Origin of the sequence: Mycobacterium simiae (assembly GCF_010727605.1) — a bacterium.
GTDB lineage: Bacteria > Actinomycetota > Actinomycetes > Mycobacteriales > Mycobacteriaceae > Mycobacterium > Mycobacterium simiae.
Genome location: NZ_AP022568.1, coordinates 141,008 through 167,533 on the forward strand (window position 1 = coordinate 141,008; position 26,526 = coordinate 167,533).

The 26,526-nt window shown below is 67.0% G+C and carries 22 protein-coding genes; 10 read left to right on the forward strand and 12 right to left on the reverse strand.

Annotated elements, in window-relative coordinates; all coding sequences use genetic code 11:
• Nucleotides 1-6: 6 nt before the first annotated feature.
• The 3 genes from glgX to treZ are packed head-to-tail and all read left to right on the forward strand — an operon-like array spanning nucleotide 7 to nucleotide 6,166.
• Nucleotides 7-2,145 (forward strand): glycogen debranching protein GlgX, encoded by a 2,139-nt coding sequence (gene glgX, locus G6N33_RS00585; RefSeq protein WP_044511533.1) that lies wholly within the window; start codon nucleotides 7-9, stop codon nucleotides 2,143-2,145.
• 3 nt (nucleotides 2,146-2,148) lie between these two features.
• Nucleotides 2,149-4,449 (forward strand): malto-oligosyltrehalose synthase, encoded by a 2,301-nt coding sequence (gene treY, locus G6N33_RS00590; RefSeq protein WP_044511532.1) that lies wholly within the window; start codon nucleotides 2,149-2,151, stop codon nucleotides 4,447-4,449.
• A complete protein-coding gene (gene treZ, locus G6N33_RS00595; protein WP_044511528.1) occupies nucleotides 4,442-6,166 on the forward strand; it encodes a malto-oligosyltrehalose trehalohydrolase in 1,725 nt (574 codons plus the stop codon). The genes treY and treZ overlap by 8 nt, the downstream gene beginning before the upstream one ends.
• A gap of 19 nt (nucleotides 6,167-6,185) precedes the next feature.
• Here the strand turns inward: treZ and G6N33_RS00600 are convergent, their stop codons facing one another.
• Nucleotides 6,186-6,800 carry a TetR/AcrR family transcriptional regulator gene (locus G6N33_RS00600; protein WP_196806437.1) on the reverse strand — a complete coding sequence of 205 codons (615 nt, stop codon included), beginning with the start codon at nucleotides 6,798-6,800 and terminating at the stop codon, nucleotides 6,186-6,188.
• Between the two features lie 189 nt (nucleotides 6,801-6,989).
• On the opposite strand from G6N33_RS00600, the gene G6N33_RS00605 reads away from it, so the two are divergent.
• Together G6N33_RS00605 and G6N33_RS00610 are read left to right on the forward strand one after the other, a co-directional pair.
• Complete coding sequence (locus G6N33_RS00605; protein ID WP_044513323.1) at nucleotides 6,990-8,549, forward strand: class I adenylate-forming enzyme family protein; 1,560 nt, start codon at nucleotides 6,990-6,992, stop codon at nucleotides 8,547-8,549.
• Between the two features lie 55 nt (nucleotides 8,550-8,604).
• Nucleotides 8,605-9,396 carry an alpha/beta hydrolase gene (locus tag G6N33_RS00610; protein WP_044511527.1) on the forward strand — a complete coding sequence of 264 codons (792 nt, stop codon included), beginning with the start codon at nucleotides 8,605-8,607 and terminating at the stop codon, nucleotides 9,394-9,396.
• Between the two features lie 17 nt (nucleotides 9,397-9,413).
• Here G6N33_RS00610 and G6N33_RS00615 read toward each other — a convergent pair whose 3' ends face one another.
• Nucleotides 9,414-10,739, reverse strand: a complete 1,326-nt coding sequence (locus G6N33_RS00615) for an aminotransferase class I/II-fold pyridoxal phosphate-dependent enzyme (RefSeq protein WP_044511526.1) — start codon at nucleotides 10,737-10,739, stop codon at nucleotides 9,414-9,416.
• A 10-nt stretch (nucleotides 10,740-10,749) separates the two neighbouring features.
• Between G6N33_RS00615 and G6N33_RS00620 the strand changes: the two genes are divergently transcribed.
• Nucleotides 10,750-11,427 (forward strand): pyridoxamine 5'-phosphate oxidase family protein, encoded by a 678-nt coding sequence (locus G6N33_RS00620; protein ID WP_044511525.1) that lies wholly within the window; start codon nucleotides 10,750-10,752, stop codon nucleotides 11,425-11,427.
• A 4-nt stretch (nucleotides 11,428-11,431) separates the two neighbouring features.
• On the opposite strand, the gene ilvA is transcribed toward G6N33_RS00620, so the two are convergent.
• From ilvA to G6N33_RS00635, 3 genes are read right to left on the reverse strand one after another with little or no spacing between them, the layout of a single operon-like run.
• Nucleotides 11,432-12,736, reverse strand: a complete 1,305-nt coding sequence (gene ilvA, locus G6N33_RS00625) for a threonine ammonia-lyase IlvA (protein ID WP_044511524.1) — start codon at nucleotides 12,734-12,736, stop codon at nucleotides 11,432-11,434.
• 43 nt (nucleotides 12,737-12,779) lie between these two features.
• Nucleotides 12,780-13,217 (reverse strand): nitroreductase family deazaflavin-dependent oxidoreductase, encoded by a 438-nt coding sequence (locus G6N33_RS00630; protein WP_044511523.1) that lies wholly within the window; start codon nucleotides 13,215-13,217, stop codon nucleotides 12,780-12,782.
• 40 nt (nucleotides 13,218-13,257) lie between these two features.
• Complete coding sequence (locus G6N33_RS00635; protein ID WP_044513322.1) at nucleotides 13,258-15,168, reverse strand: lysophospholipid acyltransferase; 1,911 nt, start codon at nucleotides 15,166-15,168, stop codon at nucleotides 13,258-13,260.
• Between the two features lie 210 nt (nucleotides 15,169-15,378).
• Here G6N33_RS00635 and G6N33_RS00640 point away from each other — a divergent pair, with 210 nt between their 5' ends.
• Nucleotides 15,379-16,224, forward strand: coding sequence for a class I SAM-dependent methyltransferase (locus tag G6N33_RS00640; protein ID WP_044513321.1), 846 nt, complete (start codon nucleotides 15,379-15,381; stop codon nucleotides 16,222-16,224).
• Here G6N33_RS00640 and G6N33_RS00645 read toward each other — a convergent pair.
• Nucleotides 16,221-16,652 carry a MerR family transcriptional regulator gene (locus G6N33_RS00645; protein ID WP_081662276.1) on the reverse strand — a complete coding sequence of 144 codons (432 nt, stop codon included), beginning with the start codon at nucleotides 16,650-16,652 and terminating at the stop codon, nucleotides 16,221-16,223. The genes G6N33_RS00640 and G6N33_RS00645 overlap by 4 nt on opposite strands.
• Between G6N33_RS00645 and G6N33_RS00650 the strand changes: the two genes are divergently transcribed.
• Nucleotides 16,651-17,091 (forward strand): PPOX class F420-dependent oxidoreductase, encoded by a 441-nt coding sequence (locus G6N33_RS00650; RefSeq protein ID WP_044511520.1) that lies wholly within the window; start codon nucleotides 16,651-16,653, stop codon nucleotides 17,089-17,091. The genes G6N33_RS00645 and G6N33_RS00650 overlap by 2 nt on opposite strands.
• Before the next feature lie 265 nt (nucleotides 17,092-17,356).
• Here G6N33_RS00650 and dnaE read toward each other — a convergent pair whose 3' ends face one another.
• The 4 genes from dnaE to G6N33_RS00670 form a co-directional block, all read right to left on the reverse strand.
• Complete coding sequence (dnaE, locus tag G6N33_RS00655; protein ID WP_044511518.1) at nucleotides 17,357-20,932, reverse strand: DNA polymerase III subunit alpha; 3,576 nt, start codon at nucleotides 20,930-20,932, stop codon at nucleotides 17,357-17,359.
• A 67-nt stretch (nucleotides 20,933-20,999) separates the two neighbouring features.
• The gene (locus tag G6N33_RS00660) at nucleotides 21,000-21,431 is read right to left on the reverse strand and encodes a type II toxin-antitoxin system Rv0910 family toxin (RefSeq protein ID WP_044511517.1); all 432 of its coding nucleotides are present in this window, start codon (nucleotides 21,429-21,431) and stop codon (nucleotides 21,000-21,002) included.
• Between the two features lie 140 nt (nucleotides 21,432-21,571).
• Nucleotides 21,572-22,375 carry an SDR family NAD(P)-dependent oxidoreductase gene (locus G6N33_RS00665; protein WP_044511516.1) on the reverse strand — a complete coding sequence of 268 codons (804 nt, stop codon included), beginning with the start codon at nucleotides 22,373-22,375 and terminating at the stop codon, nucleotides 21,572-21,574.
• Nucleotides 22,376-22,379: 4 nt separating this feature from the next.
• Nucleotides 22,380-23,396: an SDR family NAD(P)-dependent oxidoreductase gene (locus G6N33_RS00670; protein WP_044511515.1), complete on the reverse strand. Its 1,017-nt coding sequence runs from the start codon at nucleotides 23,394-23,396 to the stop codon at nucleotides 22,380-22,382.
• A 222-nt stretch (nucleotides 23,397-23,618) separates the two neighbouring features.
• On the opposite strand from G6N33_RS00670, the gene G6N33_RS00675 reads away from it, so the two are divergent.
• Entirely contained in the window at nucleotides 23,619-24,029 is a 411-nt protein-coding gene (locus tag G6N33_RS00675) for a group I truncated hemoglobin (protein ID WP_044511514.1), read from the forward strand.
• Nucleotides 24,030-24,172: 143 nt separating this feature from the next.
• Nucleotides 24,173-24,931 carry a class I SAM-dependent methyltransferase gene (locus G6N33_RS00680; protein WP_044511513.1) on the forward strand — a complete coding sequence of 253 codons (759 nt, stop codon included), beginning with the start codon at nucleotides 24,173-24,175 and terminating at the stop codon, nucleotides 24,929-24,931.
• Nucleotide 24,932: 1 nt separating this feature from the next.
• Here the strand turns inward: G6N33_RS00680 and G6N33_RS00685 are convergent, their stop codons facing one another.
• A complete protein-coding gene (locus tag G6N33_RS00685) occupies nucleotides 24,933-25,859 on the reverse strand; it encodes an RluA family pseudouridine synthase (protein WP_044511512.1) in 927 nt (308 codons plus the stop codon).
• On the reverse strand, nucleotides 25,856-26,506 hold the full coding sequence (lspA, locus tag G6N33_RS00690) for a signal peptidase II (RefSeq protein ID WP_101528856.1): 651 nt from the start codon (nucleotides 26,504-26,506) through the stop codon (nucleotides 25,856-25,858). The genes G6N33_RS00685 and lspA overlap by 4 nt, the downstream gene beginning before the upstream one ends.
• Nucleotides 26,507-26,526 lie beyond the last annotated feature (20 nt).

The following is a 26,526-nucleotide window of genomic DNA, read 5'->3' on the forward strand; positions in this document are numbered from 1 at the left end:
CCCACAATGCCCACCGTCTGGCCAGGGGACGCCTATCCCCTCGGCGCCACCTATGACGGCGCGGGCACTAACTTTTCGCTGTTCTCCGAAATTGCCGAAAAGGTCGACCTGTGCCTGATCGACGAGCACGGCAACGAATCGCGGATCCCGTTGGACGAGGTCGACGGTTACGTCTGGCACGCATATCTGCCCAACATCACCCCGGGGCAACGCTACGGGTTTCGGGTGCACGGTCCGTTCGATCCGGCGGCCGGCCATCGGTGCGATCCGAGCAAGCTGCTGCTTGATCCGTACGGAAAGTCCTTCGACGGAGACTTCACCTTCGGCCAGGCGCTGTTCTCCTACGACCTCACCGCGATCGACCCCAACGGCGACAGCGCGATCACCGGCACTCCCCCGATGATCGACTCGCTGGGCCACACCATGACCAGTGTCGTGATCAACCCGTTCTTCGACTGGGCGTTCGACCGTGCACCGCTGACGCCGTATCACGAGACGGTGATCTACGAGGCCCATGTCAAGGGTCTGACGAAAACCCATCCCGGCATCCCCGAGGAACTGCGGGGTACCTACGCCGCGCTGGCGCATCCGGCAATCATCGACCACCTGAAGTCCCTCAACGTCACCGCACTGGAACTGATGCCCGTACACCAGTTCATGCACGACCAGCGACTGCTCGACCTCGGGCTGCGAAACTACTGGGGATACAACACATTCGGGTTCTTCGCACCGCACTACCAATACGCGTCCAACCGGCAGGCGGGCGGCGCGGTCGCCGAATTCAAGATGATGGTGCGCAGCCTGCACGAAGCCGGCATCGAAGTCATCCTCGACGTGGTCTACAACCACACTGCCGAAGGCAATCACCTGGGTCCGACCATCAATTTCCGCGGCATCGACAACCGCGCCTACTACCGGCTCGTCGACGAGGACCTGCGGCTGTATAAGGATTACACCGGCACCGGTAACAGCCTGAACCCTCGCCACCCGCACGTGCTGCAGCTGATCATGGACTCGCTGCGCTACTGGGTGACCGAGATGCACGTCGACGGATTCCGCTTCGACCTGGCCGCCACCCTGGCCCGGGAGTTGCACGACGTGGACCGATTGAGTGCGTTCTTTGATCTGGTGCAACAAGATCCAGTCGTCAGCCAGGTCAAATTGATCGCCGAACCGTGGGACGTCGGCGAGGGTGGCTATCAAGTGGGGAATTTCCCGGGTTTGTGGACCGAGTGGAATGGGAAGTACCGCGATACTGTGCGTGACTACTGGCGGGGCGAGCCCGCAACCCTGGGCGAGTTCGCGTCCCGGCTGACCGGGTCGTCGGACCTGTATGAGGCGACCGGTCGACGGCCCAGCGCCAGCATCAACTTCGTCACCGCGCACGACGGGTTCACCCTCAACGACCTGGTCTCCTACAACGAGAAGCACAACGAGGCCAACGGCGAGGATAACCGCGACGGCGAGAGCCACAACAGGTCCTGGAACTGCGGAGTGGAAGGCGCCACCGACGACCCGGAGATCGTCGAGCTGCGCTGTCGGCAGATGCGCAATTTCTGGGCCACCTTGATGGTGAGCCAGGGCACCCCGATGATCGCGCACGGCGACGAGTTGGGGCGCACCCAGCTGGGCAACAACAACGCCTACTGCCAGGACTCCGAATTGGCTTGGATGGACTGGTCTTTGGTGGATAAGAATCCCGATCTGCTGACTTTCGCCCGCCGGGCGACCAAGCTGCGCAAGAAACACCCAGTGTTTCGGCGGCGGAGGTTCTTCGACGGCCAGCCGATCCGCAGCGGTGACGAAGCGCGCGATATCGCCTGGCTGACGCCGTCCGGCCGGGAGATGACCCACGAGGACTGGAACCAGGCCTTCGACAAATGCGTGGCAGTGTTCCTCAACGGCGAGGCCATCACCGCGCCCAACGCCAGAGGAGAACGTGTGGTCGACGATTCGTTCCTGTTGTGCTTCAACGCCCACGACCGGGATGTCGAATTTATTACGCCCAGCGAGGACTACGCGCAGGAATGGACCGTTGAACTCGACACCAATTGTCCCACCGGGGACGCCGGCCAAGTCGTCACGGCGGAGGAAACGTTGACCATCCCGGGCCGCTCGGTGCTGATTATGCGGAAGACCGCCTAGTACATGGTCTTTCCGGTGCTGTCCACCTACAGGTTGCAGCTGCGCGGTCCGGCCAGCGGCGACGCGTTCACGTTCGCCGACGCCGAACACCTGCTGGATTACCTTGACGAACTCGGGGTGTCGCATCTGTACCTGTCGCCCATCCTGACCGCCGTCACCGGGTCGACGCACGGGTATGACGTCACCGACCCGACCACGGTCTCACCGGAGCTGGGCGGGCCTGACGGCCTGGCGCGACTGTCGGCCGCGGCGGCCGAACGCGGCCTCGGGTTGATCGTCGACATCGTGCCTAACCACGTCGGAGTCGACCAGCCCACTCAGAACCCATGGTGGTGGGACGTGCTGCGGCACGGCCGGTCCTCTTCGTACGCAACGTTTTTCGACATTGACTGGGATCTGGACGAGCAAGGTCGGATTGTGCTGCCGGTCCTGGGTTCCGATGACGACGTCGCCGACCTGAAGGTGGACGGCGACCTGCTGCGGCTGGGTGACCTGACGCTGCCGATCGCGCCAGGAACCGGGGACGGAACCGGACCGCAGGTGCACTATCGCCAGCATTACCGGCTGGTGGGCTGGCGCAACGGCATCGTCGGCTATCGCCGATTCTTTTCGATCACCTCGCTGGCCGGCCTGCGCCAGGAGGACCGGGCGGTGTTCGAGGCCAGCCATGCCGAGGTCGCCCGGTGGGTTCAGGAGGGACTCGTCGACGGGGTACGCATCGACCACCCCGACGGATTATCCGATCCCACCGGGTATTTGGCGTGGCTGCGCGACTTGCTCGGACCGGACGCGTTGATCGTGATCGAGAAGATCCTGGCGGTCGACGAGGCTTTGGAAGCTACGCTGCCGATCCAGGGCACGACAGGCTACGACGTGCTGCGCGAGGTGGGCGGGGTGTTCGTCGACCCCGCCGGGGCGCCGGCGCTGACCGAACTCGTCGAGTCCGCGGGTGTCGACTATCACGGCATGCCGCGGCAGCTGGCCGACCTCAAAGTGCAGGTAGCTACCGAGACCCTGGGCAGCGAGCTGGCCAGGCTGCGACGCGCCGTCGCGGCGGCGGCCGGCACCGATCATCCCCAGCTGCCCGACGCAATTGCCCAACTGCTCAGCCACATCGATGTCTACCGCAGCGACTACCTGAGTCTGAGTGCCGTTCTGCCCACCGCGCTGGCCGAAACCCAGTCCGCGCAACCGGAACTGGGCCCCGCCTTGCAGGTGCTCGCCGCTGCGCTCGCCCACGGCGGCGAGCCCGCCACCCGGCTGCAGCAGCTGTGCGGCGCCGTCACGGCCAAGGCGGTGGAGGACTGCCTGTTCTACCGCGACGCCCGGCTGGTGTCACTCAACGAAGTCGGCGGCGAGCCGCACCGGTTCGGCGTCGGCGCGGCGGAGTTCCACCACCGGGCCGTCACGCGGGCGCGGCTGTGGCCACAGGCCATGAGCGCGCTGTCCACCCACGACACCAAACGCGGCGAAGACGTGCGCGCCCGCATCGGCGTGCTGTCACAGGTTCCGTCGTTGTGGACGGAGTTCGTCGCACGCTGGGAAGTTCGGGCATCCTCCCCCGATCCGGTAACCGGACAGTTCTTGTGGCAGAACATCTTCGGTCTGTGGCCGGTCAGCGGAGAGATCACCGACGAATTGCGTGGCCGGCTGCACACCTACGCCGAAAAGGCCATCCGGGAAGCCGCCCTGCACACCTCGTGGAACGAGCCGGACGCCGCGTTCGAGGATGCCGTCCATCGATGGCTAGACACCGTGTTGGACGGGCCGGTGGCCGGCCAACTGACTGAGCTTGTCGCCCAACTGAATCCACACGGCGCCAGCGACGCGCTGGGTCAGAAGCTGCTCGCGTTGACCGTGCCGGGCATCCCCGACGTCTACCAGGGCACCGAGCTTTGGGATGACAGCCTCGTCGACCCGGACAACCGCCGCCCTGTGGATTATGCCGCTCGCCGCGCCGCGCTCGCCGCCCTGGAACACCCCAAGATGCGGGTGGTCACCACGGCGTTGCGCGTGCGCCGCGCCCACCCGGACACCTTCCGCCACGGCGCGTATGTTCCCGTGCTCGCCGATGGCGATGCCGCCGACCACCTGCTGGCGTTTCGCCGGGGTGACGACATCGTGGTCGCGGTCACCCGCTGGACCGTGCGGCTAGCTGAAAAGGGCTGGAGGAATACCGTGTTGTCGCTGCCGGAGGGCACCTGGAAAGACACTCTCACTGGGGCCATCGCGGATGGGCCGACGTCGGCTGCCCAATTGTTCGCCGACCTGCCCGTCGTGCTGCTGGAGCGCCACCGTGACTGAATTCCGCGTCTGGGCCCCTAAACCCGAGCAGGTCCGGCTCGACGTCGGGGGCACCGTGCATGCGATGACCCGCACCCGGGACGGCTGGTGGCACGCTGTCGTCGACGCCGGCAGCGACGCCCGCTACGGATACCTGCTTGACGACGACCCCACCGTGTTGCCCGACCCGCGCTCGGCTCGCCAGCCCGACGGGGTGCACGAGCGATCGCAGTTGTGGGACCCGGCGAGTGCCGCATGGACCGACGGTGATTGGCCCGGCCGGACACTGGACGGTGCCGTGATCTACGAGCTGCATATTGGCACCTTTACCCGGGCGGGCACCTTTGATGCCGCCATCGAAAAACTGGACTATCTGGTCGATCTGGGCGTCGATTTCGTCGAGCTGATGCCGGTCAACTCCTTCGCCGGCACCCACGGTTGGGGATACGACGGGGTGTTGTGGTACAGCGTGCACGAACCGTACGGTGGTCCGGACGGTTTGGTGCGACTCGTCGACGCCTGCCACGCACGCGGTTTGGGTGTGCTGATCGACGCGGTGTTCAACCATCTGGGTCCGTCCGGGAACTATCTGCCCCGGTTCGGCCCGTATCTATCGTCGGGCAGCAACCCCTGGGGTGAAGGCATCAACATCGCCGACGCCGACTCCGACGAGGTGCGCCGCTACATCATCGGCTGCGCGCTGCGCTGGATGCGCGACTTCCACGCCGACGGTTTGCGGCTGGACGCGGTGCATGCCCTGGTCGACACCACCGCCGTACACATCCTTGAAGAGCTGGCCACCGAAACGGATTGGCTCGCCGAGCAACTGGGCCGACCGCTGTCGCTGGTCGCCGAGAGTGACCTGAACGATCCGCGGCTGATCACCCCGCGCGATCATTACGGCTACGGCATCACTGCGCAATGGGCTGATGATATCCATCACGCCATCCACACCGCGGTGTCCGGCGAACGCCAGGGCTATTACGCCGACTTCGGTTCGCTGGCCACGCTCGCGGACACGTTGCGGCGCGGGTTCTTTCACGCCGGCACCTATTCGTCGTTCCGCCGCCGTCGGCACGGTCGGCCGCTGGACACCCACGCGATACCGGCCAGCCGGTTACTCGCCTACACCTGCACGCACGATCAGGTCGGCAACCGCGCCCTCGGTGACCGGCCGTCGCAGAACCTCAACCCCGGCCAGCTGGCCATCAAGGCCGCCCTGGCGCTCGGATCCCCGTACACCGCAATGCTTTTCATGGGCGAGGAATGGGGAGCGTCGACGCCGTTCCAGTTCTTCAGCTCGCATCCCGAGCCGGAGCTGGCCCGGGCCACCGCCGAGGGGCGCAAGGCTGAGTTCGCTGAGCACGGCTGGGACGCCGACGATATTCCCGATCCGCAGGACCCGGAAACATTCCAACGCTCCAAACTGAACTGGGCCGAGCTCGGTGCCGCACCGCATGACCGGTTGCTGAATTTCTATCGCGACCTGATCACCCTGCGCCACAAGGAGCCCGACCTGGCCGACCCGTGGTTGGACCACCTCGCTGTCGACTACGACGAGGAACTGCGCTGGATCGTATTGTCCCGCGGACAATTTCGCATCGCGTGCAACCTGGGCACCGAACCGGTAGCCGTTCCGGTGGCCGGCGAAGTCATCCTTGCCTGGGATGAGCCGTCCGCGAGCAGCGACGGCACGGTGCTGCAAGGCCATTCGGTGGCCGTAATACGCCTGCCGTAACACCTACCGCGTCACGCCGCTAGACGGACGCTGGTTGATAGCTGGCAGTCAAAATCGCCCGGATCGCGGCGCCTACCCGGCCCGACACGGCCGCGGGGTCCGAGGCGTCGAATTTGCCGTCGAGGTGCAGGAACGCCAACCCGTGCACCAGGCTCCAGACCGCATTGGACATCGCCTCGACATCGGAATCCGGATAGGTTCTCCGGACCCCGCCGCTGACGAGTTCCCAGATCGCCATGGTCGCCGCGACTCGTTCGGCATTTTCCCGGTCGCAGGGTGCGCCGAACATCATCTGAAACAGCGCGGGCCGGCGCACCGCGAACTCGACGTATGCGGTGCCGATCGCCACGAGTTCTTCGGGGGTCGCGGGTGCCGGATGCGCGCGGGCCATGCATTCGGCCAGCTCGCGGTAGCCGACCGCGGCGACGGCGGAGATGAGGGCGTCGCGATCCGCGTAGTGCCGATACGGCGCACCCGCAGACACCCCGGCCCGGCGCGCCACCCCCCGCAGCGAAAGTCCCGCCGTGCCACCGTCTTCCTCGAGCAGTTCCATCGCCGCGCGCACGCATGCGGCGGCCAGATCCCCGTGGTGGTAATGCGGCTTCGGCATGAGCGAGATCACATACTCCGTCATGTAGACAATGCTTACATTGCGTCTTAATGTATACGCCGTACACAGCTTAGGCGCCGAGGCGAAGCGTCTCCACCGTTTCGTCGCCGTGGGAACCTCGCGGTAAGTGCGCAGGTGCGACGCGGTTCCCCGCACTGTCCCCTTGATGAAGGACCATGATCGCCAGTGCCAATTTCTGACGCCGAACCGTCGCTGCACACCGGCCGCACCGCAAACACCGTCGCGGCGCAACACGTCCGCGAAATTCCCCGCGACCGCAATCCGTTTCCGACTGCCGGTATCCGCCGTGACAGCAGCGGCGTGCGGTATTACGACCCATTGCCCGCCACCCTGCTGGAGATGCTGGCGGCACGGGTCGACGACCACCCGGACAGCGAGGCGATCGTCGAGCTCGGCGGTGGTCGCATGACGTATCGGCAGCTGTGGGACCGTGCCGCGCGGGTTGCGGGCGGTCTGCGCGCCGCGGGCCTGGCGGCGGGTGACCGGGTGGCGGTGCGCTATCCCGCGGGCCTCAACTGGGTGCTGGCCTTCTGGGGCACGGTAATGGCAGGCGGCATCGCGACCTTGGTCAACACCCGGGCAGATCGATCCGAAGCCGACTTCGTGCTGACCGACGCCGATGCCCGGGTGAACCTCACACCCGACACACCGTTGCCCGACGGCGCGCGGTACGTGACCGACCGATTGACCGCTACAGACACCGCAGCGCTGTTCTATACCTCGGGGACCACGGGCCGCCCCAAGGGGGTACCGACCACCCATCAGGCCTTTCTCACCGCCGCCGAGAACGGTGCGCGCAGCGTCGCGCTGCCGGCCGGTGCGGAGCTACGCACCCTGATCTCGGTGCCGTTATTCCATGTGACCGGATGTTGCCCCCAGCTTCTTGGCGCCGCCTACCTCGGCGGCGCGGCGGTGATCATGCCCACGCTGAACGTCGACGCGCTGGTTCACGCACTCGCCGGCGAGCGAATCTCGTTTTTGGTGAGCGTTCCCGCTATCTACTCGCTGTTGTTGCGGCACAAGGCGTTTGCCGGAAGCGATGTGTCCGGGGTGCGCTGGGTCGGCTACGGCGGTGCGCCGATCGCCCCACCGTTGGTGGGCAGGTTGAAGGGTGCGTTCCCGGTGGCGGAGGCGTTCAACGGGTACGGCATGACCGAGACGGCCTCGCTGCTGACGGTGCTGCCCGACGCGGAGGCCGTCAACTACGCGGATTCCGTCGGCTATGCCGTGCCGTCGGTGGACCTCGGGATCCTGCCCTTCGGAGACGATCCGACGGTCGGCGAGCTCGTTGCCCGGGGCGCCAACGTCACCGCGGGCTATTGGAACCAGCCGCAGGCTACGGCCGAGACGATCATCGATGGCTGGCTGCGCACCGGCGACGTGGTCCGCATCGACGCGGCGGGCCGCGTCTACGTCATCGATCGGCTCAAGGACATCATCAACCGCGGCGGCGAAAACGTGTCCAGCGTCGAGGTTGAGGCGGTGCTCGGCTCGGCGCCCAACGTCGCGGACGCGTGTGTGTTGGCCGTCCCCGATGATGTCATGGGCGAGAAGGTCGGTGCCGTCCTGTTCGGTGGCCGGCAGGACATCGACGTGTCCGCGGTCATCGACTACTGCAGCAACCACCTCTCCGACTACAAGATCCCCCAGTACGTCACCGTGGTTTCCGACCCGCTGCCCCGCAACGCCGCCGGCAAGCTGCTCAAAAGCCGACTGCGCCAGCAGGTTCGCTGGGGTGCCGCATTGCGGTGAGCCGTGCAGGCCCGGTGAATTCGTCCTGAAATCTCACATACGGAAAGAGACTCCGATGCTCGAAGTAATCGACAAAGGACAAGTCACCCCGCAGCATCCGGCTCCGCTGCTGTTCGTGCACGGTGCGTGGCAGGCGGGCTGGTGCTGGGATGTGAACTTTCTCGATTTCTTTGCCGCACAAGGCTTTCGCGCGGTAGCGCTGAGCATGCGCGGTCATGGCGAAAGTGCCCCGGCCAAGCCATCACGGCTCTGGTCGATTTCGCACTACCTCAGCGATGTGGCGTCTGTGGTGGACAAGCTTTCCGCAATGCCGGTGCTAGTCGGGCATTCAATGGGCGGATTCGTGGTGCAAAAGTACCTGGAGGGTCGTGAACTGCCCGCCGCCGTACTCATGGGCTCCGCACCGCCGCGCGGCCAGCTACGTTCGCTGCTCCGATCGATGGCCCGGCGTCCCTGGGGCTGCACCAGGTTCTCCCTCACCGGCAATCCGACTCACCTGTACGGGTCCTCGGCGGCGGGGGCGCGAGAACTCTTTTTCGGCGACACCGCTTCCGAGGAGCTCGCTGCCAGCTTCGCGGCGCGGTTGCAGCCCGACAGCGATCGCGCGATCTTCTTCGACATGGTCGCGGGCAAACTGGTGCGCACCCACAAGGGCAGCACCCCCGTGCTCGTGATCGGCGGCGAAAAGGACCGGATCTACAACCAGAGCGACGTACGCCGGACGGCCAAGTCCTACCACACCCAACCCGTCTTCATGCCCGGCATGGGCCACCAACTCATGCTCGAACCCGGCTGGGCGACTGTCGCGGACACGATCAAAATCTGGCTGAGCCGGCACGCCCTATAAGCCGATCCGGCAAAGCCTCAGACACTCGCGCGCCCGTCCGTGCGCAGTGCCCCGGCGACGGCGGCGGCGAGCGGATCGATCTCGGCGTCGGCCAAATCGGCGATGGTGACCCGGATTCCGGGCGCGCTATCGATCCGGAACCGGCTGCCGGGCGCCACCGCCCAACCCGCGGTGATCAACCGGGCGATCGCGACCGTCTCGTCGGGAACCGGGATCCACACGTTCAGCCCGGAGCGACCGTGCGCGACGACGCCGTGGCGGGCCAACGCGGCAATTAGGCGCACCCGGCTGCCGCGGTAGCGCTCCTCGGCCTGGTGAATGCGACGGGATACCGAGTCGTCGGCCCACATGCGCACCGCAAGGTCTTGCAGCAGGTGGCTTACCCACCCCGGCCCTAGCCGCAGCCGCCCGTGCACCCGCTCGACGGTGCGCCGATCTCCGGCCAGCACGGCTACCCGCAGGTCGGGCCCGTACGCCTTCGACGCCGACCGCACGAACGCCCAATGACTGGTCGATCCGGCCAGTGCGTGCAGGGGCACGCCGGATATCCCCGCACAGTGATCGTCCTCGACGACCAGCAGCTCATTGGCTCGGCGGCCCAGCAGCGTCCGCAGTTCGGCGGCGCGCGACGCGGACAGCGCCGCGCCGGTCGGGTTTTGCGCGCGGGTGGTGACCACCAGCGCACGGACACCGCGGCTCAACGCCCGGTCGACGTCGGCGACCAGCGGGCCGTCGTCGTCCACCCGCACCGGGTCAACCGAAAGCCCTAGCGCGGCAATCACATCCAAGAGGTTGGCCCAGCCTGGATCCTCGACGGCCACCCGGTCGCCGGGGCGCAACTGCGCGGTGAGCACCCGCTCGATGCCGTCTAGCGCCCCGCTGGTGACCGCCACGTGTTCGGCGGGAATACCGTCGGCACTCAGCGCGGCGCGGGCATGCCGCCAAAGCTCTGCCGACACGGCCGGTTCGCCGTAGAGCACCGGTCGCCGTCGCGAATGCCATTGCCGCACGGTACTAATCGGCAGCAGCGCGGGGTCCGGGTTGCCGGTGGACAGATCGCGGACGCCCGCGGGAACGTCCAGGGCCAGCAACGAGCGAGGCGTGGTTGCGCGACGGTGCCGCACCCGGGTGCCCCGTCGCCCGGAGGTTTCGACGGCCCCGCGATCGCGCAGCAGACGGTAGGCCGCGGCGGCGGTGTTGGGGTTCACGCCCAGTTGCCCGGCGAGCTCCCGCACCGGCGGCAAGGCGTCGCCCGGCGCCAGCGCGCCGCTCGATATGCCTTGTTCGACGCTAGCGGCTATCGATTCCGCCCCCGTGCCCGCTATGCTGAATTGTACTGGCACGTTTATCAGTATGTACTATTACAATAGTGAAGGCAACACGATGGACTACCTTCCCACGCCCCGAACGACACCCAGCCGCTACCAGGAGCGCGCGCGCTACGACCGCCCCACCGTCCATCGCATCCTCGACGAGGCCCTGATTTGTCACCTCGGCTACGTCGCGGACGGGCGGCCGGTCGTGTTGCCGACCACCCACGCACGCCTCGGGGAGACCTTGTACCTGCACGGTTCCACCGGCAGCCGACCGATGCTGAGCGCCCGGTCCAGCCTGCCGGTGTGCGTCACGGCCACCCTGGTCGACGCCCTGGTACTGGCCCGTTCGGCGCTGCACCATTCGCTCGCCTACCGCTCGGTGGTGGCCGTGGGGGATGCGCGGCGGGTCGACGATCCCGCGGAGAAGCGGCGCGCCTTGGGCGCGCTGCTCGACCACGTCGCCGCGGGCCGGGCCGAGGACTGCCGGGCGCCGAACACGCGCGAATTGGCGGCCACCGCGGTGCTCGCGCTGGACCTAGCCGAGGTGTCGGCCAAGGTCCGTGCCGGTGGGCCCGTTGACGAACCGGAGGATTGCACACTGCCGCACTGGGCCGGCGTGGTTCCGCTGACCGTGCGCGCCGGCGTCCCGGTTCCCGCCGACGACCTCGATCCGGCGATCGTCGCGCCCGGCTACCTGACGCGGTACTCGCGGTGAGGGATCACAGCTGCAGGTAGCGGTAGGCCGGCGAGCCCGGCTGCAGTTTCTCGAAGTGGATCTCGGTCTCGCGCATCCGCGCGACCAGGTCGTCCAAGTCGGCCGACGAGCCGAGCTGGATCCCGACCAGCGCTGCACCGGTTTCCCGGTTATTGCGCTTGACGTACTCGAACAGGGTGATGTCGTCGTTGGGTCCGAGCACCTCGTCGAGGAATCGCCGCAGCGCGCCGGGTTCCTGCGGAAAGTCGACGAGGAAGTAGTGCTTGAGACCGAGGTGGACTAGCGACCGCTCGAGCACCTCGCCGTAGCGGGAGACGTCGTTGTTGCCGCCCGAGATCAGGCAGACGACCGTGGAGCCGGGTTCGATCTCGGCCTCCAGCAGTCCGGTCACCGACAGCGCGCCCGCCGGCTCGGCAATGATGCCCTCGTTCTGGTAGAGGTCGAGCATCGCGGTGCACACCGCGCCCTCGTCGACCGTCGTGATCGAGACCATGTCGCCCGCGGCGGCCAGCGCGGCATGCGGCAGTGCTCCCGCCCGCTTCACCGCGGCGCCGTCGACGAACTGGTCCACGTGGTCCAGGGTGACCGGCTCACCGGCGGCCAGCGCGGCCATCATCGCCGCGGCGCCGGCCGGCTCGATGCCCAGCACCGCGGTGCTCGACGTCCGCTCGGCCAGATAGGTCGTGATGCCCGCGATGCACCCACCCCCGCCGACAGGGACGACGACCATATCCGGCTCCCCCACCCCGAGCTTGTCGAGCTGGTCCAGCATCTCGACGGCGATGGTGCCCTGGCCGGCCATGGTGCGGACGTCGTCGAACGGCGGCACCAGCGTGGCACCGGTGCGCTGGACGTCCTGCAGCGCGGCCTCGGCGGCCAGATCGTAGGTGGAACCGCCCACGATCAGCTCGATGAAGCCATCGCCGTGATAGCGGATCCGGTCCCGCTTTTGCTTGGGCGTCTTGGCCGGCACGTAGACGCGGCCACGGACCCCGAGGGTGCGGCACGCATAGGCGAAGCCCTGGGCGTGGTTGCCCGCCGAGGAGCAGACCACCCCGGCGCCGATCTCCTCCGCGGACAGCTGTACCAGCAGGTTGTAGGCACCGCGCAGCTTGTAGGACCGCACCACCTGCAGGTCTTCCCGCTTCAGGTAGACCTGCGCACCGGTGATCGCCGACAGCCGGTCGCTGTACTGCAACGGGGTGGGCGTGACCACCGCCGCAATTCGCTCGGCCGCAGCGTCAATGTCGGCCGCGGTCAGGACAGGCAGCGGTGACATGCTCGGGCTCTGGCTCAGTGACGCGGACACCGATCAATGGTGCCACGCACCCCCCGCCACCTGCCTAATCGGCTCAGTCCACCGGGGTCAACACGAACACCGGAATCTGGCGTTCGGTCTTCTTCTGGTATTCCGCATAGTCCGGCCAGGCCGCCACGGCCCGCTCCCACCACACGGCTTTCTCGTCGCCGAACACCTCGCGCGCCTCGTAATCCCGGGTGACCGGCCCGTCTTGCAGCTCGACGCGCGGGTTCTTGGCGATGTTGTAGTACCAGACCGGGTGCTTCGGGGCCCCACCGAGCGAGGCGACGACGGCATATTCGCCGTTGTGCTCGACGCGCATCAGCGGCGTCTTGCGGAGTTTGCCGGTCTTGGCCCCGACCGTGGTCAGCAAGATGATGGGCTTGCCCTTCATGTCGGCGGCCTCAGTTCCGCCGGACTCGGCGTACTTCTCGGCTTGTTCCCGCGACCAATCCCAGGGCGACGGTTCGTACTCTCCAGTGAGTGGCATGCCCACCACTTTATGCGGATCGACCCGCTCAACGCTGGGATCAGTCCAGCGCCGGAATCAGCCGGGTCCGGGCCAGCTCGGCGATCGCGTTGACCCGTCGCGTCGCGGTCGCGATCTCGTCGGCGAACTCCTGACGGCGCTTGGCGATATGCTCGCGGTCGCCGCCGTCGACCAGTTCACGGTGCCGGGCCAGCCGCAGCGCCGTCTTGAACAGCTCCATCGACCTGGACTCGGCGCTGGTGATCCGACGCTGCAGTTCCCACTGCTTGCCCAGCTCCAGGCAGTCGGCCAGGAACTCGTCCTCGTCGAGCTCCTCGTCCTCCAAGGCGGCCAGCCGGTCGGCGACGATGTGGTAGGCGTCGAGGAACGGCCGCAACACCAGATGTGCCAGCAGCAGGTCGGCCGATTCGAGCAAGCTGCGCACTTCGGCGGCAGCGGCGGGCGTGCTGGTGTCCTCGACCGGCCCGATCAGCCGGACTTCGTCGGCCAGCTCCTTTTCGAACTGGGCCCGCCCCGAGAACAGGAACTCGAACTTCAGCAACTCCCGGAGGTTGAGCGCCTCGTCGCGCACGGTCACCGGCGACACCATGCCGTCCGCCGAGTGCGTGGCGTGTTCCACCGCGGCCAGCAACGCCGTCTCGGCGATCGCGCGGTCGACCAGGATGTGGATCGCGGTGTTGCGGTAGAACGCGGCAACCAGGTGCTGGTCCGCGCCAATCCCCCACACCGCTTCGGTGCCGGCGTCGTAGACGCTGACCACGCCCGAGGCGACCAGCTGATGCAGCGTCCAGCGGATGGTGGAGCGATTCGTCAGGTCCGCCGCCCCGGCGACGGCCCAGTTGCGCGCCGTGATGTAGCTGGCCAACGGTTGCACGGTGGCCAGCACCTCGCTGATCGACAGCGACCGGTCCGCTCCCAGCAGCGCCAGGCTCACCACCGCGGTGGGCGTGACCGGCGTCGCGCGGTTGATCCGGTGCTCGACGTCGAGCGCGATGCGTTCGATCTGGGTCCCGGTCCCCACCTCGTCGCCGCGCATCTCCTCGAGGCGCTTGCGCAGCGGCAGCGGTTCGCCGAAGTCCAGGTAGGCCCGACCGAGCCGCTTGCCTTGCTGGCGGGCCAACCCGACCAGGAATCGCAGATCCTCCGGCCGCTTCACCGCGCCGTAGGCCTCGGTGGTCATCGCCTCGACCTCGTGCAGCTGGTCGTAGACGATCGAGGTCGGCACCAAATACACTTCGGGACCGTCGATTTCGTCGACGGCATCGGTGATGTAACGCAGAATGCCGAAGACCGGCGGACGCAGCTTGCCCGTCCTGGTCCGTCCACCCTCGATCGACCAGGCCAGGTTCGCGCGGTCCTGCACCAGCTGCGCGGCGTAGGCGCGCAACGCGAAGCGGTACACCGGAATGTCTTTGGTCTGGCGGCGGATGAAGATGGTGCCGGTGCGCTTGGCCCACCCGCCCATCGGGAAAAAGTTCAGGTTCGCCCCGCCGAAGGTCAGCGCGGGTGAGAGCCGGTTGGCCAGTACCATTTCCGGGAGCAGCATGCCGTCCAGGTACGAGCGGTGCGAGAAGGCGAACGCCAACGTCGCTTTGCGATCCAACTTGCGCAGCTGCGCGATCTGATCCTCGTCCACCAACACGTCGTAGGCCCGCATCAGCCAACGGCTGAATCCGCGCCAGCCCTGCACCGCCCGCTTGTCCAGCGAGGCCGCCATCTCGCGCAGGTACCCGACGGCCTCGGCGCGCACCTCGGTGGTGTCGCGACCGAGTTCGTCGGCCAACCTGGTCAGCCGCTCGTCGTACCACGGCGCGCCCAGCAGCCGTGCCACCGCGGGCGGATCGGTAGCTAGCGGTGACCCCGATTCCTCGATAACCCCGCTGCGCTGCAACACTTTTCGGAGGCCGGCGCGTCCGAGTTCCCGTGCCGTCGCGAGCCGCCCGTCGGTCATGCCGCGCGCACCGTTGCGGCCGCGGATTGGGTCGTCGTCATGTCCGTTCTCCTCAAATGTCACCCGGGTGCGGCACGGCCGCTGACCAGCTGCGCTTGTCCGCCTCCCCTGGAGGAGCGTACGTCCGCGGCTGGCCAGCTCGAAGCACAATGTGTGATTTCGCGGGGTAGCCGCCTGCCCGCCCGGGCGGGCGCCGAGTACGTTCGGATCATGCGGTCCCAATCCCGTACTGGCGCGCACGACCTCACGCCGCTCGAGGAGACCGCGTTGTTGACCCAGTACGCCCGGGCACTGGACAGCCGCTGGCCCCGGCCGATTCTCGGCGACACGCTCGCCGCCAACATCGTCGAGCGAATCGACTATGACTTTGCTGGGCTCGGCATCCCCGCGAGCGTGGTGTGCCAAACGGCGCTGCGCGCCAAGATGCTTGACGAACGGGTGCGAGCCTTTACCGCCGAACACCCGGACGCCGTCGTCGTCGACCTCGGCGCCGGACTGGATTCCGGCCCGTTCCGGGTTGGGCCGCCCGACACCGTCGACTGGTACAGCATCGACCTGCCGGGGGTCAGCGCGTTACGCGCACAGCTGCTGCCGACCAACGCGCGCGCCCACGTAGTGACCGCCTCGGTGGCCGACCAGAGCTGGCCCAACACCATTCCCGCCGATCGGCCGGCCATGGTGATCGCCGACGGGCTGTTCGCTTTCCTGTCCGAACCGGTGCTGATCGCGCTGTTTCGACGCATCACGACGTACTTCACCTCCGGGCAGTTGGCGTTCAACGACTACGGCCGGATCGGCTGGATCAGCCGGCTGGCGGTCAAGTTGGCTCCGCAGCGGATGTTCAGCAGCGTCGGCGCCCAATGGGGTTATCCGGGGTTCGAGGACCCCAGGGTGCCCGAAAAATGGAATCCGGCGCTCACGCTGGTCGAAGAGGCCAGCCTGGCCCACCAGCCGGAGGTCGAGCTTTTTCCGGGCTGGATTCGGTTCGCCACCAAGCTGTCCGGGATGTTCGAAGTCTCCGCCCGCAAAGCGCGGATCCTGCGCTACCAGTTCTAGGCGGAATGGATGCCACAGGTGCAGGCGTCGATCGACGGGCAGGTGCAATTCATCCCCCACTCGATCACGTCGCGGGCCCGGGCCAGCGCCGCCATCTGCGCGTCGATCTCGGCAAGTTTGGCCTCGGCCAGTGCGCGGCTGGCCGGACGACCGGGCGCGTCGTCGGCGAACAGCAGCTGGATCTCGTCCAGCGCGAAGCCCGCCGATTTGCACAGTCGGATGACCTCGAGGCGGGCCAGGACGGCGTCGTCGTAGCGGCGCTGGCCGCCTTGTCGCGTCGGCGTCGGCAGCAGGCCGATCTGCTCGTAATAGCGCAGCGTGGTCGCGGCGACGCCGGATTCGCGAGCCACCTCGCCGATGGTCAGCGACACTCGGACCTCCCGGGATGCTTGACTTAGAGTCAACTTTAAGTTCTGTACTGGCAGCATGCATACCCTTCAGCAACTCAGCACCGCCCGCTACGCGTCACTGCGGACGTTTCGCCGCGACGGCACACCGGTCGACACCCCCATCTGGTTCGCGATGGATGGCGACGCGCTGGTATTCCGGACCAAGGCGGGCCCCAAGACTAAGCGGTTGACCGCCCGGCCCGAGGTGGAACTGACGGCCTGTGATTACCGCGGCCGGGTCCACGAGGGGGCCCCGACACTGACCGGACGCGCCACGCTGCTGTGCGGTCAGGACGCCGAGCGGGCCAATCGGCTGCTGCACCAGCGCTACGGCTGGCAGTGGAACATCGTGCCGCTGCTCAAGATTCCGGGCGTGACCAATGTGCACCGCGACCTACCGCTGCGGGAAAAGTTGCGGCGCGCGCGGGCGCGCGGCCTGTGGGACGACAGCGTCATCGTGCGGGTCGACCTGACCTGACCCCGTGCGCCCGTGGCGCCGGGTGTGCGCCCGCGGCGGCGAGTGTGCGCCCGCTGCGCCGGGTGTGCGCCCGCTGCGCCGGGTGTGCGCCCGCTGCGTCGAGTGTGCGCTCACGGCGTCGAGTGTGCAGCCGCGGCGGCGGGTGTGCAGCCGCGGCGGCGACACGCCGGGGCAACACCGCCGCGGTCGCACACCGAAGGCCGTCATCGCACAGGCGAAAGGGAAAACCGCTAGCGAGAAGAGCGCTCGGCACGCCGGTCGGCGGCTAGCTACCCAAGCAGCCCGGACCGAGTAGTTCCTTGAGGTCGCCCATCAACGCGGGCGAGGGCGTCACGCACAGCGACTGGTCCAGCTCCAGCGTCGTGATCCGGTCGCCACTGATCAGCCGCAGATGGACATGCGAAGTGCCCGGATGCCGCGCCAGCACCTGCTTGAGCGCACTCACCTTATCGATGGTGCACTGGCGGGTGGGCAGGCTGACCGCCAGCGGCCGATTCGGTTGGGCGTTGGAAAAGTCCGGCACCACAAGCTCATTGGCGATCAGCGAGATTCGGTCGTCACGAATCGCCACCTTCGCGTTGATCAGCACCACCGCGTCGTCGGCAATGTCGGCGCCGTACGCGGAGTACGCGTGCGGGAAGAACATCACCTCGATGCCACCGGTAAGGTCTTCCAATTGCGCTGATGCCCAAGGCATTCCATTCTTGTTGACCCGGCGGTTCACCGAGGCCAGGATGCCGCCCACCCGCACCTGAGTGTCGTTGGGCACATCGCCGTCGAGAATAGCCGGGATCTGGGTGTCGACCTGAGCGGCCAGCAAGTGTGCCACCCCATTGAGCGGATGCCCGGACACGTAGAGCCCCAGCATCTCCCGCTCCAGGGCAAGCTTGTGTTTGTCTTCCCACTCGTCGTCGGGAACCTTGATGGTGAACACCGAATCGGTGCCGTCTATCCCGTCGTTTCCGCCGCCGAACAGATCGAACTGGCCGATCGCCTCCGCCTTCTTGGTGCCTAGCACCGAGTCGACCGCGTCGGTATGCACCAGGAACAGCCCCTTACGGGCATGCCCCAGCGAATCGAACGCGCCCGCCTTGATCAGCGACTCGGTGACCTTCTTGTTGCATGCCGAGATGTCGATCTTGTTCAGGTAGTCCGAGAAGTCGGTGAATTTGCTTTTCTCGGTGCGGGTCTTGATCAACGAGGTCACCACGTTGGCACCCACGTTGCGCACTGCGCCCAGGCCGAAACGGATGTCCTTGCCGACCGAGGCGAAGTTGACCAGGGACTCGTTGACGTCCGGCGGCAGCACGGTGATGCCGAGCTTGCGGCAGTCGGCCAGATACACCGCAGCCTTGTCCTTGTCGTCACCCACCGAGGTCAGCAGGCCAGCCATGTACTCGGCCGGGTAGTTCGCCTTCAGGTAGGCCGTCCAGTACGACACCAACCCGTACCCGGCGGCGTGCGATTTATTGAACGCGTATCCGGCGAACGGAAGAATGGTGTCCCACAACGCTTTCACCGCTTTTTCGGAGAATCCGTTGGCGGTCATGCCTTCGTAGAAGCCCTTGTACTCGGCTTCGAGCACCTCGAGCTTCTTCTTTCCCATCGCCTTGCGCAGCGCGTCGGCCTTACCCATCGTGTAGGAGGCGACCTTCTGGGCGATGAACATGATCTGCTCTTGGTAGACGATCAACCCGTAAGTCTCGGCAAGGATTTCGCGCAGTGGTTCCTCGAGCTCCGGGTGGATCGGCTTGATCGCCTGACGACCGTTCTTGCGGTCGGCGTAGTCATTGTGGGCGTTCATGCCCATCGGCCCCGGCCGGTACAGCGCCAGCACCGCCACGATGTCGTTGAACTCGGTGGGCTGCATCCGGCGCAGCAGATCACGCATCGGCCCGCCGTCGAGCTGGAACACCCCCAAGGTGTCGCCGCGGCCCAGCAACTCGTAGGTCGGCTTGTCATCCAGCGGCACCGACTCGAGGTCGAGGTCGATGCCCCGGTTGGCCTTGATGTTGTCCAGCGCGTCGCCGATGATCGTCAGGTTCCGCAGGCCCAGGAAATCCATCTTCAGCAGGCCGATGGCCTCACACGACGGGTAGTCCCAGCCGGTGATGATGGCCCCGTCCTGCGGCCGCTTCCACAGCGGGATCGCCTCGGTGAGCGGTTCGCTGCTCATGATCACCGCGCACGCGTGCACACCGGCGTTGCGGATCAACCCTTCCAGGCCGCGCGCTGTCTGGTAGATGGTGCGCACGTCGGGATCGGTCTCGATCAGGCTGCGGACTTCCGCGGCTTCCTTGAACCGCTCGTGGCTGGGATCGGTAATGCCCGACAGCGGAATGTCCTTGGCCATGATCGGCGGCGGCAGCGCCTTGGTGATCCGGTCGGCGATCGCGAAGCCCGGCTGCCCGTAGTGGATACGAGCCGAATCCTTCAGCGCCGCTTTGGTTTTAATCGTGCCGAAGGTGATGACCTGGGCGACGCGGTCGTGTCCCCACTTCTCGGCGGCGTAGCGCACCATCTCACCGCGGCGACGGTCGTCGAAGTCGATGTCGATATCGGGTGCCGACGGGCGTTCGGGGTTGAGGAAGCGCTCGAACAGCAGACCGTGCGGAATCGGGTCGATATTCGTGATGCCCAGCGCATAGGCCACCAGTGAGCCCGCCGCCGATCCGCGCCCAGGCCCGACCCGGATGTCCACCGAGCGGGCGTAGCTGATCAGGTCGGCGACGATCAGGAAGTATGACGGGAAACCCTTGTCGCAGATGACCTTGATCTCGTACTCGGCCCGGTCGACGTAGTTCTGGCCGACCCCGTCGGGGAACCGGCGCCGCAATCCGGCCATCACCTCGTGGTGCAGCCAGGACGCCTGGTCATGCCCGTCGGGTACCGGGAAGATGGGCATCCGGTCGCGGGGCGTCCACACCTCGTCGTAGGACTGCACCCGCTCGGCGATCAACAGGGTGGAGTCGCATGCGCCGGGAACCGTGTCGTCCCAGATCTGCCGCATCTCGGCGGCCGACTTCAGGTAGTAGCCGTCGCCGTCGAATTTGAACCGGTTGGGGTCCGACAGCGTCTTGCCCGTCTGCACACACAGCAGCGCCTCGTGGTTATGAGCGGCGTCGCGGGTGACGTAGTGGCAGTCGTTGGTGGCCAACGGTCGGATGCCGAGCTTGCGCCCGATCTCGAGCAGACCCTCGCGAACCCGCTGCTCGATGGACAGCCCGTGGTCCATCAGCTCGAGGAAGTAATTGTCCGGGCCAAAGATCTCACGCCACTTGGCCGCCGACTCCAGCGCCTCACGGTCGTGCCCCAGCCGCAGCCGCGTCTGCACCTCCCCGGACGGGCAGCCGGTGGTGGCGATGATGCCTTCGGCGTGTTCGGCGACGAGCTCGGCGTCCATCCGCGACCACTTGCCGAGCTGACCCTCGAATGAGGCCAGCGAGGTCAGCTTGAACAGGTTGCGCAGCCCGGCGGCGTTCTCGGCCACCATCGTCAGGTGCGTGTAGGACCCGCTTCCGGAGACGTCGTCGGACTTCTGACTCGGATCGCCCCACAAGACCCGTCGGGTATCGAAACGCGACGCGGGCGCGATGTAGGCCTCGACACCGATGATCGGCTTGATCCCCGCTTTGGTTGCGACGTTGTAGAACTCGCTGGCGCCGAACATGTTTCCGTGGTCGGTCATCCCGACCGCCGGCATGCCCAGCCGCTCCACCTCGGCGAGCATCGGCGTGATCTTCGCCGCCCCGTCCAGCATCGAGTACTCGGTGTGGTTGTGCAGGTGCACGAACGACGACTCGCGACGAACGCTTGCGTGAGGAGGAATCGGACCCGTCATAGGGAGGCCAGTCTATGACCGGTTACCGACACGGGTTCGGCGTGTCGCGAAGCGTGTCTTGGACGGTTTACCCATACAGGTCGACGAAGTTGCGCAACGACTTCTCCACATCGCCTTTGACGGCACGCGCGGCGGCCGAGCCGACCGGCCCGAACAACGCCCGACCGCCCAACTCCAGCCGCAAACCGAGGGCGGACCCGTCGCCGGAGGCCCGGACCGTCAGCCGGACGCCGTATTTGGTGCCGCCTTTGCCGGCGCCCGACATCGCGACCTCGTGCGGCGGGTCCCATTTGGTGACCGTCCAGGTCACCCGGTTGCGCATACCCTTGGCGCGTGCCACCCCGATGATCTGGGTGCCCTCGGCGATCTCGTCGGGCAACTCGCTGCGCCAGCCCTCGTGCATGACCAGCCAGTCGCCCAGGTCGGACAGATCCGCGACGTGATCCCACATGTCCTGCGGGGTCATCGGGACGTCCAGGGTCAATTCGACGGAGGCCATCTCACGAACCTAGCCCGCCCGCGAGTGTGCGTCTGCGGCTTTCGGTGTGCACGCACGGCGGTGTCGCCCGAGACGCACACTCGACGCCCCACGGCCGCGGGCCCCGCCAGGCAAGCACGTCAGTGGGTCGTCAGCGACTCTCAGTGGCTGGGTCCCCCGCGGAACCGGTTGCCGATGCGGATCGCCGGCAGCAGCAGACTGCGCGGGGTATACCTGCCGCCATTGCTGACCACCTTGGGCACCACGCCGGGTACGACGGTGCGCTTGCCTGTCAGCATTCCGTCGATGGCGGCCTCGGCCACATCGGTCGGCGAAACTTGGGCCAGCGGCACGCTGAATCGTTTGGCGTTGGCGATTTCGGCCCACTCGGTGGGCACCGGGCCCGGGCACAGCGTCGTCACCGATACCCCGGTCCCGTGCAGCTCCTCGTGGACAGCTTCGGAGAACGTCTGCACAAAGGCCTTGGTCGCCGAATACACGGCCATGAAGGGCAGCGGCTGAAACGCCGCGATCGAGGCGATGTTCATCACCGCTCCGGCGCCGCGCTCGACCATGCCGCCCAACGCCGCGTGGGTGAGCTCCATCAACGCCAGGGCGTTGAGCGTGACCTCTTCACTTTCGCGTTCGAGCGGCAACTCGCGGAACACCCCGCTGGTGCCGAATCCGGCGCTATTGCACAGCCCGGCGATCGGTTCCGTGCGCAGCCGGTCGGCCAGTTTTGCGCGCGCCTTCGCGTCGCTGAGATCCAGCGCCAGCACCTCGACTGCGACCGAGAACTCCTCGCCCAGCTGGCCGGCGAGCTCGTCGAGGCGCTCGCGCCGGCGCGCTACCAACAACAGCGGAAAACCGCGCCGGGCCAGGCCGCGGGCCAGCTCGGCGCCGATGCCGGAGGATGCCCCGGTGATGACAACGGTGGACTGGTTGCCGGGTTTGGGGAGGCTCATCGCGTCACCAATGGATTCCGCGGGTCGCTTGCACGAAGGTCTCGCTCCGTCGGTCGAATTTGGCTGTGTCGTCGGCGTCTTCGCCACCTTTGGCCGCGTGCGAATCGTCGAACATGCCGAACGCCCGGTTCCGTACCCGGTCCATCACCGCGGGGTTGACGGCATCGGCGACGGCGGCGAATTGGCCGAACGGTGAGCTGGCCCGCCGCGGCCGGTGCACGATGGCGTCGGCGATCACCCCGGCCGCCTGATCGGGGGTGAGCGCCGGGAACTTGTCGTACATGGTTGTCGGGCTGATCATCGGGGTCCGCACCAGCGCCATGTGGACCGTGGTGAATTTGATGTCGTCGTTGACCACTTCGGCCTGCAGCGCGTCGCACAGGCTGTCCAGCGCGGCCTTACTGGCGATGTAGGCGCCGAACCGCGGTGCCCGGGTCTGCACGCCGACGGATGAGACGTTGATGATCTGGCCGAACCCGCGCTCGCGCATCCCGGGAATGAATTTGAGGATGAGCTGCACGGCGCCCAGGTAGTTCAGCTGCATGGTGCGCTGGTAGTCGTGGATCCGGTCGTAGGACAGCTCCAATGAGCGCCGGATCGAGCGGCCCGCGTTGTTGATCAGAATGTCCACTCCGCCAAGCTCACTGAGCACCTTGTCGGCCATCGCGGCGATCGCGTCCATGTCGGACAGGTCGCAGGGATAGACGTGCGCAACGCCACCGTTGTCGCGAATCTCGTCGGCGACGCGCTCGAGGTTCTCGGCGGTGCGGGCCACCAGCACGACGTCGCCGCCGGCTTCGGCGATTCTCTTCGCCGCGGCTTCTCCGATCCCCGACGAGCCGCCGGTGATCAGGATGGTCTTGCCGGTCACGGCATCGTCGAGGCTGCGGCCCTGCACAGCGTCGAGCAGATTCCGGAGATAGAACGGCCGATATCGCCCGGCGGAGTTGGGAGTGTTGATGATGTGAGAGACCACCGCGAATGGCTTTTCCACCAAGTTCGTTAAGTCGCCCAGGTTCATCGGTTGCTGCTCCTGACGGTAGATGGTGTGACGTGGGTCATACAGCCAACCTAGGGCATCCGCGGGCGGCGTCGACGCATTATTTCCCTCGAGCCGGGACACTCGGCCTCACTTCCCAGGTAAAGCCCCGGCGATCCGTCGGCAACCCGCTTGTTACCCCGGGCAATCCACCTGTGATCGCCGACTAACTGACGGGCAACGCCGAGGTGGTCGGATCGATAGATGAAACTGTTGGCACACTTCCGCAACCCGGAGCCGACCACGATTTACCACCGGATCGGCGGGCACGAGGCGCTCGAAGTCGTCGTCGAGGACTTCTACGCGCGGGTGCTTGCCGACCAACAACTGGCCGGCTTCTTCACCGGAACGAACATGAACCGGCTCAAGGGCAAACAGGTCGAATTCTTCGCCGCCGCCCTCGGCGGGCCGGAGCCCTACACCGGCGCCCCGATGAAACAAGTGCACCAGGGCCGCGGCATCACCATGCACCACTTCACTCTGGTGGCCACCCATCTGTCCGAGGCGCTCAAGGCCGCCGGCGTACCGGCGGGCACGGTGACCGACATCATCAGCGCCGTGGCACCGCTGGCCCCCGAGATCGCCTCCGGCGACACCAACACCGCCCCGGTCTGATCGGAGTTTCTGCGCGCCCGCGGGCGTGTCGCGCCCACCGATCGGGATGTGCCCGGTAGTCGGCCGGTGGGAGGCCATCGCGGTCCTGGCCGCAACGGCACCGAGTTCGTCTGCTCCGTCCCGTGATGCAAGACAATGCTTGCATGGGCCGCACATTTGAAGATCTGGTCGCAGAAGCCGATTCGGCCTCCGTCGACGGTTGGGACTTCTCCTGGCTGGACGGGCGCGCTACCGAGCAGCGGCCGTCGTGGGGCTACCAGGGATTGATACGGCAGCGCTACGCGATGGTGTCGGCCGCGCTGGACGTGCACACCGGTGGCGGGGAGGTGCTCGCCGGTGCGGCCCCCTTCCCGCCGACGATGGCCGCCGTCGAAACCTGGCCACCCAACGCGGCATTGGCCACCGAGCGGCTACATCCCCACGGCGTGGTCGTGGTGGCCACCGAGCCCGATGCACCGCTGCCGTTCGCCGACGCGGCGTTCGACTTGGTGACCAGCCGGCATCCGCACACCGTGCCGTGGTCGGAGATTGCGCGGGTGCTGCGTCCCGGCGGCAGCTACCTGGCCCAACATGTCGGGCCCGGCACGGTGGGCGAGCTGACCGAATATTTCATCGGCCCGCAACCGCAGGCGTGGGCGCGCCGACATCCAGACAACGAGCGTGCCGCGGCGCGGGACGCCGGCTTGCAGGTGGTGGACATGCGGATGGAGAAGTTGCGCGCGGAATTCTTCGACATTGGCGCGGTCATCTACTTCTTGCGCAAGGTGATCTGGACGGTGCCGGACTTTTCGGTGCAGCGCTACGGCGAGCGGCTGCGTCAATTGCACAATCGCATCGAATCCGACGGCCCGTTCGTCGCGCACGCGACCCGGGTCCTGGTCGAGGCCCGTAAGCCCGCCTGAATCATTCCTCGTCGCGCAGCACGGCCAACGCGTGTTCCAGGTCCGACGGGTACCGGCTGACGAACTCCACCCACCGCCCGTCGGCCGGATGGGCGAACGCCAGAGACCGGGCGTGCAACCATTGCCGTTGCAGCCCAAGCCTTTTCGCAAGTACCGGGTCGGCACCGTAGACCAGGTCGCCGCAGCAGGGGTGGTGCAGCGCCGCGAAATGCACCCGGATCTGGTGGGTGCGGCCGGTTTCCAAATGCACGTCGAGCAGACTGGCCGCGACGTGCGCCTCGACGGTGTCGTAGTGGGTGATGCTATGCCGCCCGTTCTGGGTGACGGCGAACTTCCACTCGCCGCCGCGGTGCCGTCCGATCGGCGCGTCGATGGTGCCGCTGGACGGATCCGGATGTCCTTGCACCAGTGCGTGATAACGCTTGTCGACGGAGCGCTCTTTGAACGCCCGCTTGAGCAGGGTGTACGCCCGCTCGGAGAGCGCGACCACCATCACCCCCGAGGTGCCCACGTCGAGTCGATGCACGATGCCCTGCCGCTCATGGACACCCGAGGTGGTGATCCGGTAGCCCGCGGCGGCCAGGCCACCGAGCACGGTGGGCCCGGTCCAGCCCACCGACGCGTGGGCTGCCACGGCGGCCGGCTTGTCGACCACGACGATGTCGTCGTCGGAGTACAGGATCGTCATGCCCTCGATGTCGACGGGGTTGTTCTCCAGCGGCGGCGGCGCCTCGGGCAAGCGCACCTCGAGCCAGGCGCCGGAGGTTAGCCGATCGGACTTGCCCGCCGGCACACCGTCGAGTTCGACGCCGCCGTCTTCGGCGATGGCGGCCACGGCGCTGCGGGACAACCCGAGCAGACGAGACAGGCCGGCATCAACACGCATGCCCGCCAATCCCTCCGGAACGGACATCGAACGGTCGGTCATCGGTCGCGGTCGGCCTGATCCCGCGCTTCGGCCGGCGCGGTCGTCGCGTCGGGCCTACGCCGTCCCACCGAGTCGAAATCGAAACCGAAGACCGAGAGCACGACGAGCAGGATGGCGCCACCGACCACCGACGGGTCGGCGACGTTGAAGACCGGCCACCAGCCGATCGACAGAAAGTCCACGACATGGCCGCGCAGCGGGCCGGGCGCGCGGAAGAAGCGATCGACCAGGTTGCCCATCGCGCCGCCGAGGATCATCCCGAGACCGACTGCCCACCAGGGCGATACCAGTCGTCGCCCCATCCAGAAGATGCCAATCACCACACCGGTGGCGATCAGGGTCAACACCCAGGTGTATCCGGTGGCCATGGAGAACGCGGCTCCCGAATTGCGCACCAGCGTCCAGGTCACCGTGTCGCCGATGATCGACACCGGCTGTCCCGGCGGCAGCAGCCGCACGGCCAGCACCTTCGTCACGACATCGAGCGCCAGCACCACCGCCGCCACAGCAAGCAGCAGGCGCAACCGTCGCGGCGGCGACTGGGGCGCGGCGGGGTCGATGGCGTCGGGTGTTGTCACATCCGGGGACGGCACGGCCTCCCCCGCTGACGTCACCGGCTCTGCCGACCGGGTTGGTTCTTCGGGCACCCTCCCATCATCCCCTAGGC

Bases quoted from the DNA above. Each gene is read 5' to 3' on its own strand.
- glgX (WP_044511533.1), top strand. From the start codon at position 7: ATGCCCACCGTCTGGCCAGGGGACGCCTATCCCCTCGGCGCCACCTAT.
- treY (WP_044511532.1), top strand. From the start codon at position 2,149: ATGGTCTTTCCGGTGCTGTCCACCTACAGGTTGCAGCTGCGCGGTCCG.
- G6N33_RS00600 (WP_196806437.1), bottom strand. From the start codon at position 6,800: ATGACGGAGTATGTGATCTCGCTCATGCCGAAGCCGCATTACCACCAC.
- G6N33_RS00610 (WP_044511527.1), top strand. From the start codon at position 8,605: ATGCTCGAAGTAATCGACAAAGGACAAGTCACCCCGCAGCATCCGGCT.
- G6N33_RS00620 (WP_044511525.1), top strand. From the start codon at position 10,750: ATGTACTATTACAATAGTGAAGGCAACACGATGGACTACCTTCCCACG.
- G6N33_RS00630 (WP_044511523.1), bottom strand. From the start codon at position 13,217: ATGCCACTCACTGGAGAGTACGAACCGTCGCCCTGGGATTGGTCGCGG.
- G6N33_RS00635 (WP_044513322.1), bottom strand. From the start codon at position 15,168: ATGACCGACGGGCGGCTCGCGACGGCACGGGAACTCGGACGCGCCGGC.
- G6N33_RS00640 (WP_044513321.1), top strand. From the start codon at position 15,379: ATGCGGTCCCAATCCCGTACTGGCGCGCACGACCTCACGCCGCTCGAG.
- G6N33_RS00650 (WP_044511520.1), top strand. From the start codon at position 16,651: ATGCATACCCTTCAGCAACTCAGCACCGCCCGCTACGCGTCACTGCGG.
- G6N33_RS00645 (WP_081662276.1), bottom strand. From the start codon at position 16,652: ATGCTGCCAGTACAGAACTTAAAGTTGACTCTAAGTCAAGCATCCCGG.
- dnaE (WP_044511518.1), bottom strand. From the start codon at position 20,932: ATGACGGGTCCGATTCCTCCTCACGCAAGCGTTCGTCGCGAGTCGTCG.
- G6N33_RS00660 (WP_044511517.1), bottom strand. From the start codon at position 21,431: ATGGCCTCCGTCGAATTGACCCTGGACGTCCCGATGACCCCGCAGGAC.
- G6N33_RS00665 (WP_044511516.1), bottom strand. From the start codon at position 22,375: ATGAGCCTCCCCAAACCCGGCAACCAGTCCACCGTTGTCATCACCGGG.
- G6N33_RS00670 (WP_044511515.1), bottom strand. From the start codon at position 23,396: ATGAACCTGGGCGACTTAACGAACTTGGTGGAAAAGCCATTCGCGGTG.
- G6N33_RS00675 (WP_044511514.1), top strand. From the start codon at position 23,619: ATGAAACTGTTGGCACACTTCCGCAACCCGGAGCCGACCACGATTTAC.
- G6N33_RS00680 (WP_044511513.1), top strand. From the start codon at position 24,173: ATGGGCCGCACATTTGAAGATCTGGTCGCAGAAGCCGATTCGGCCTCC.
- G6N33_RS00685 (WP_044511512.1), bottom strand. From the start codon at position 25,859: ATGACCGACCGTTCGATGTCCGTTCCGGAGGGATTGGCGGGCATGCGT.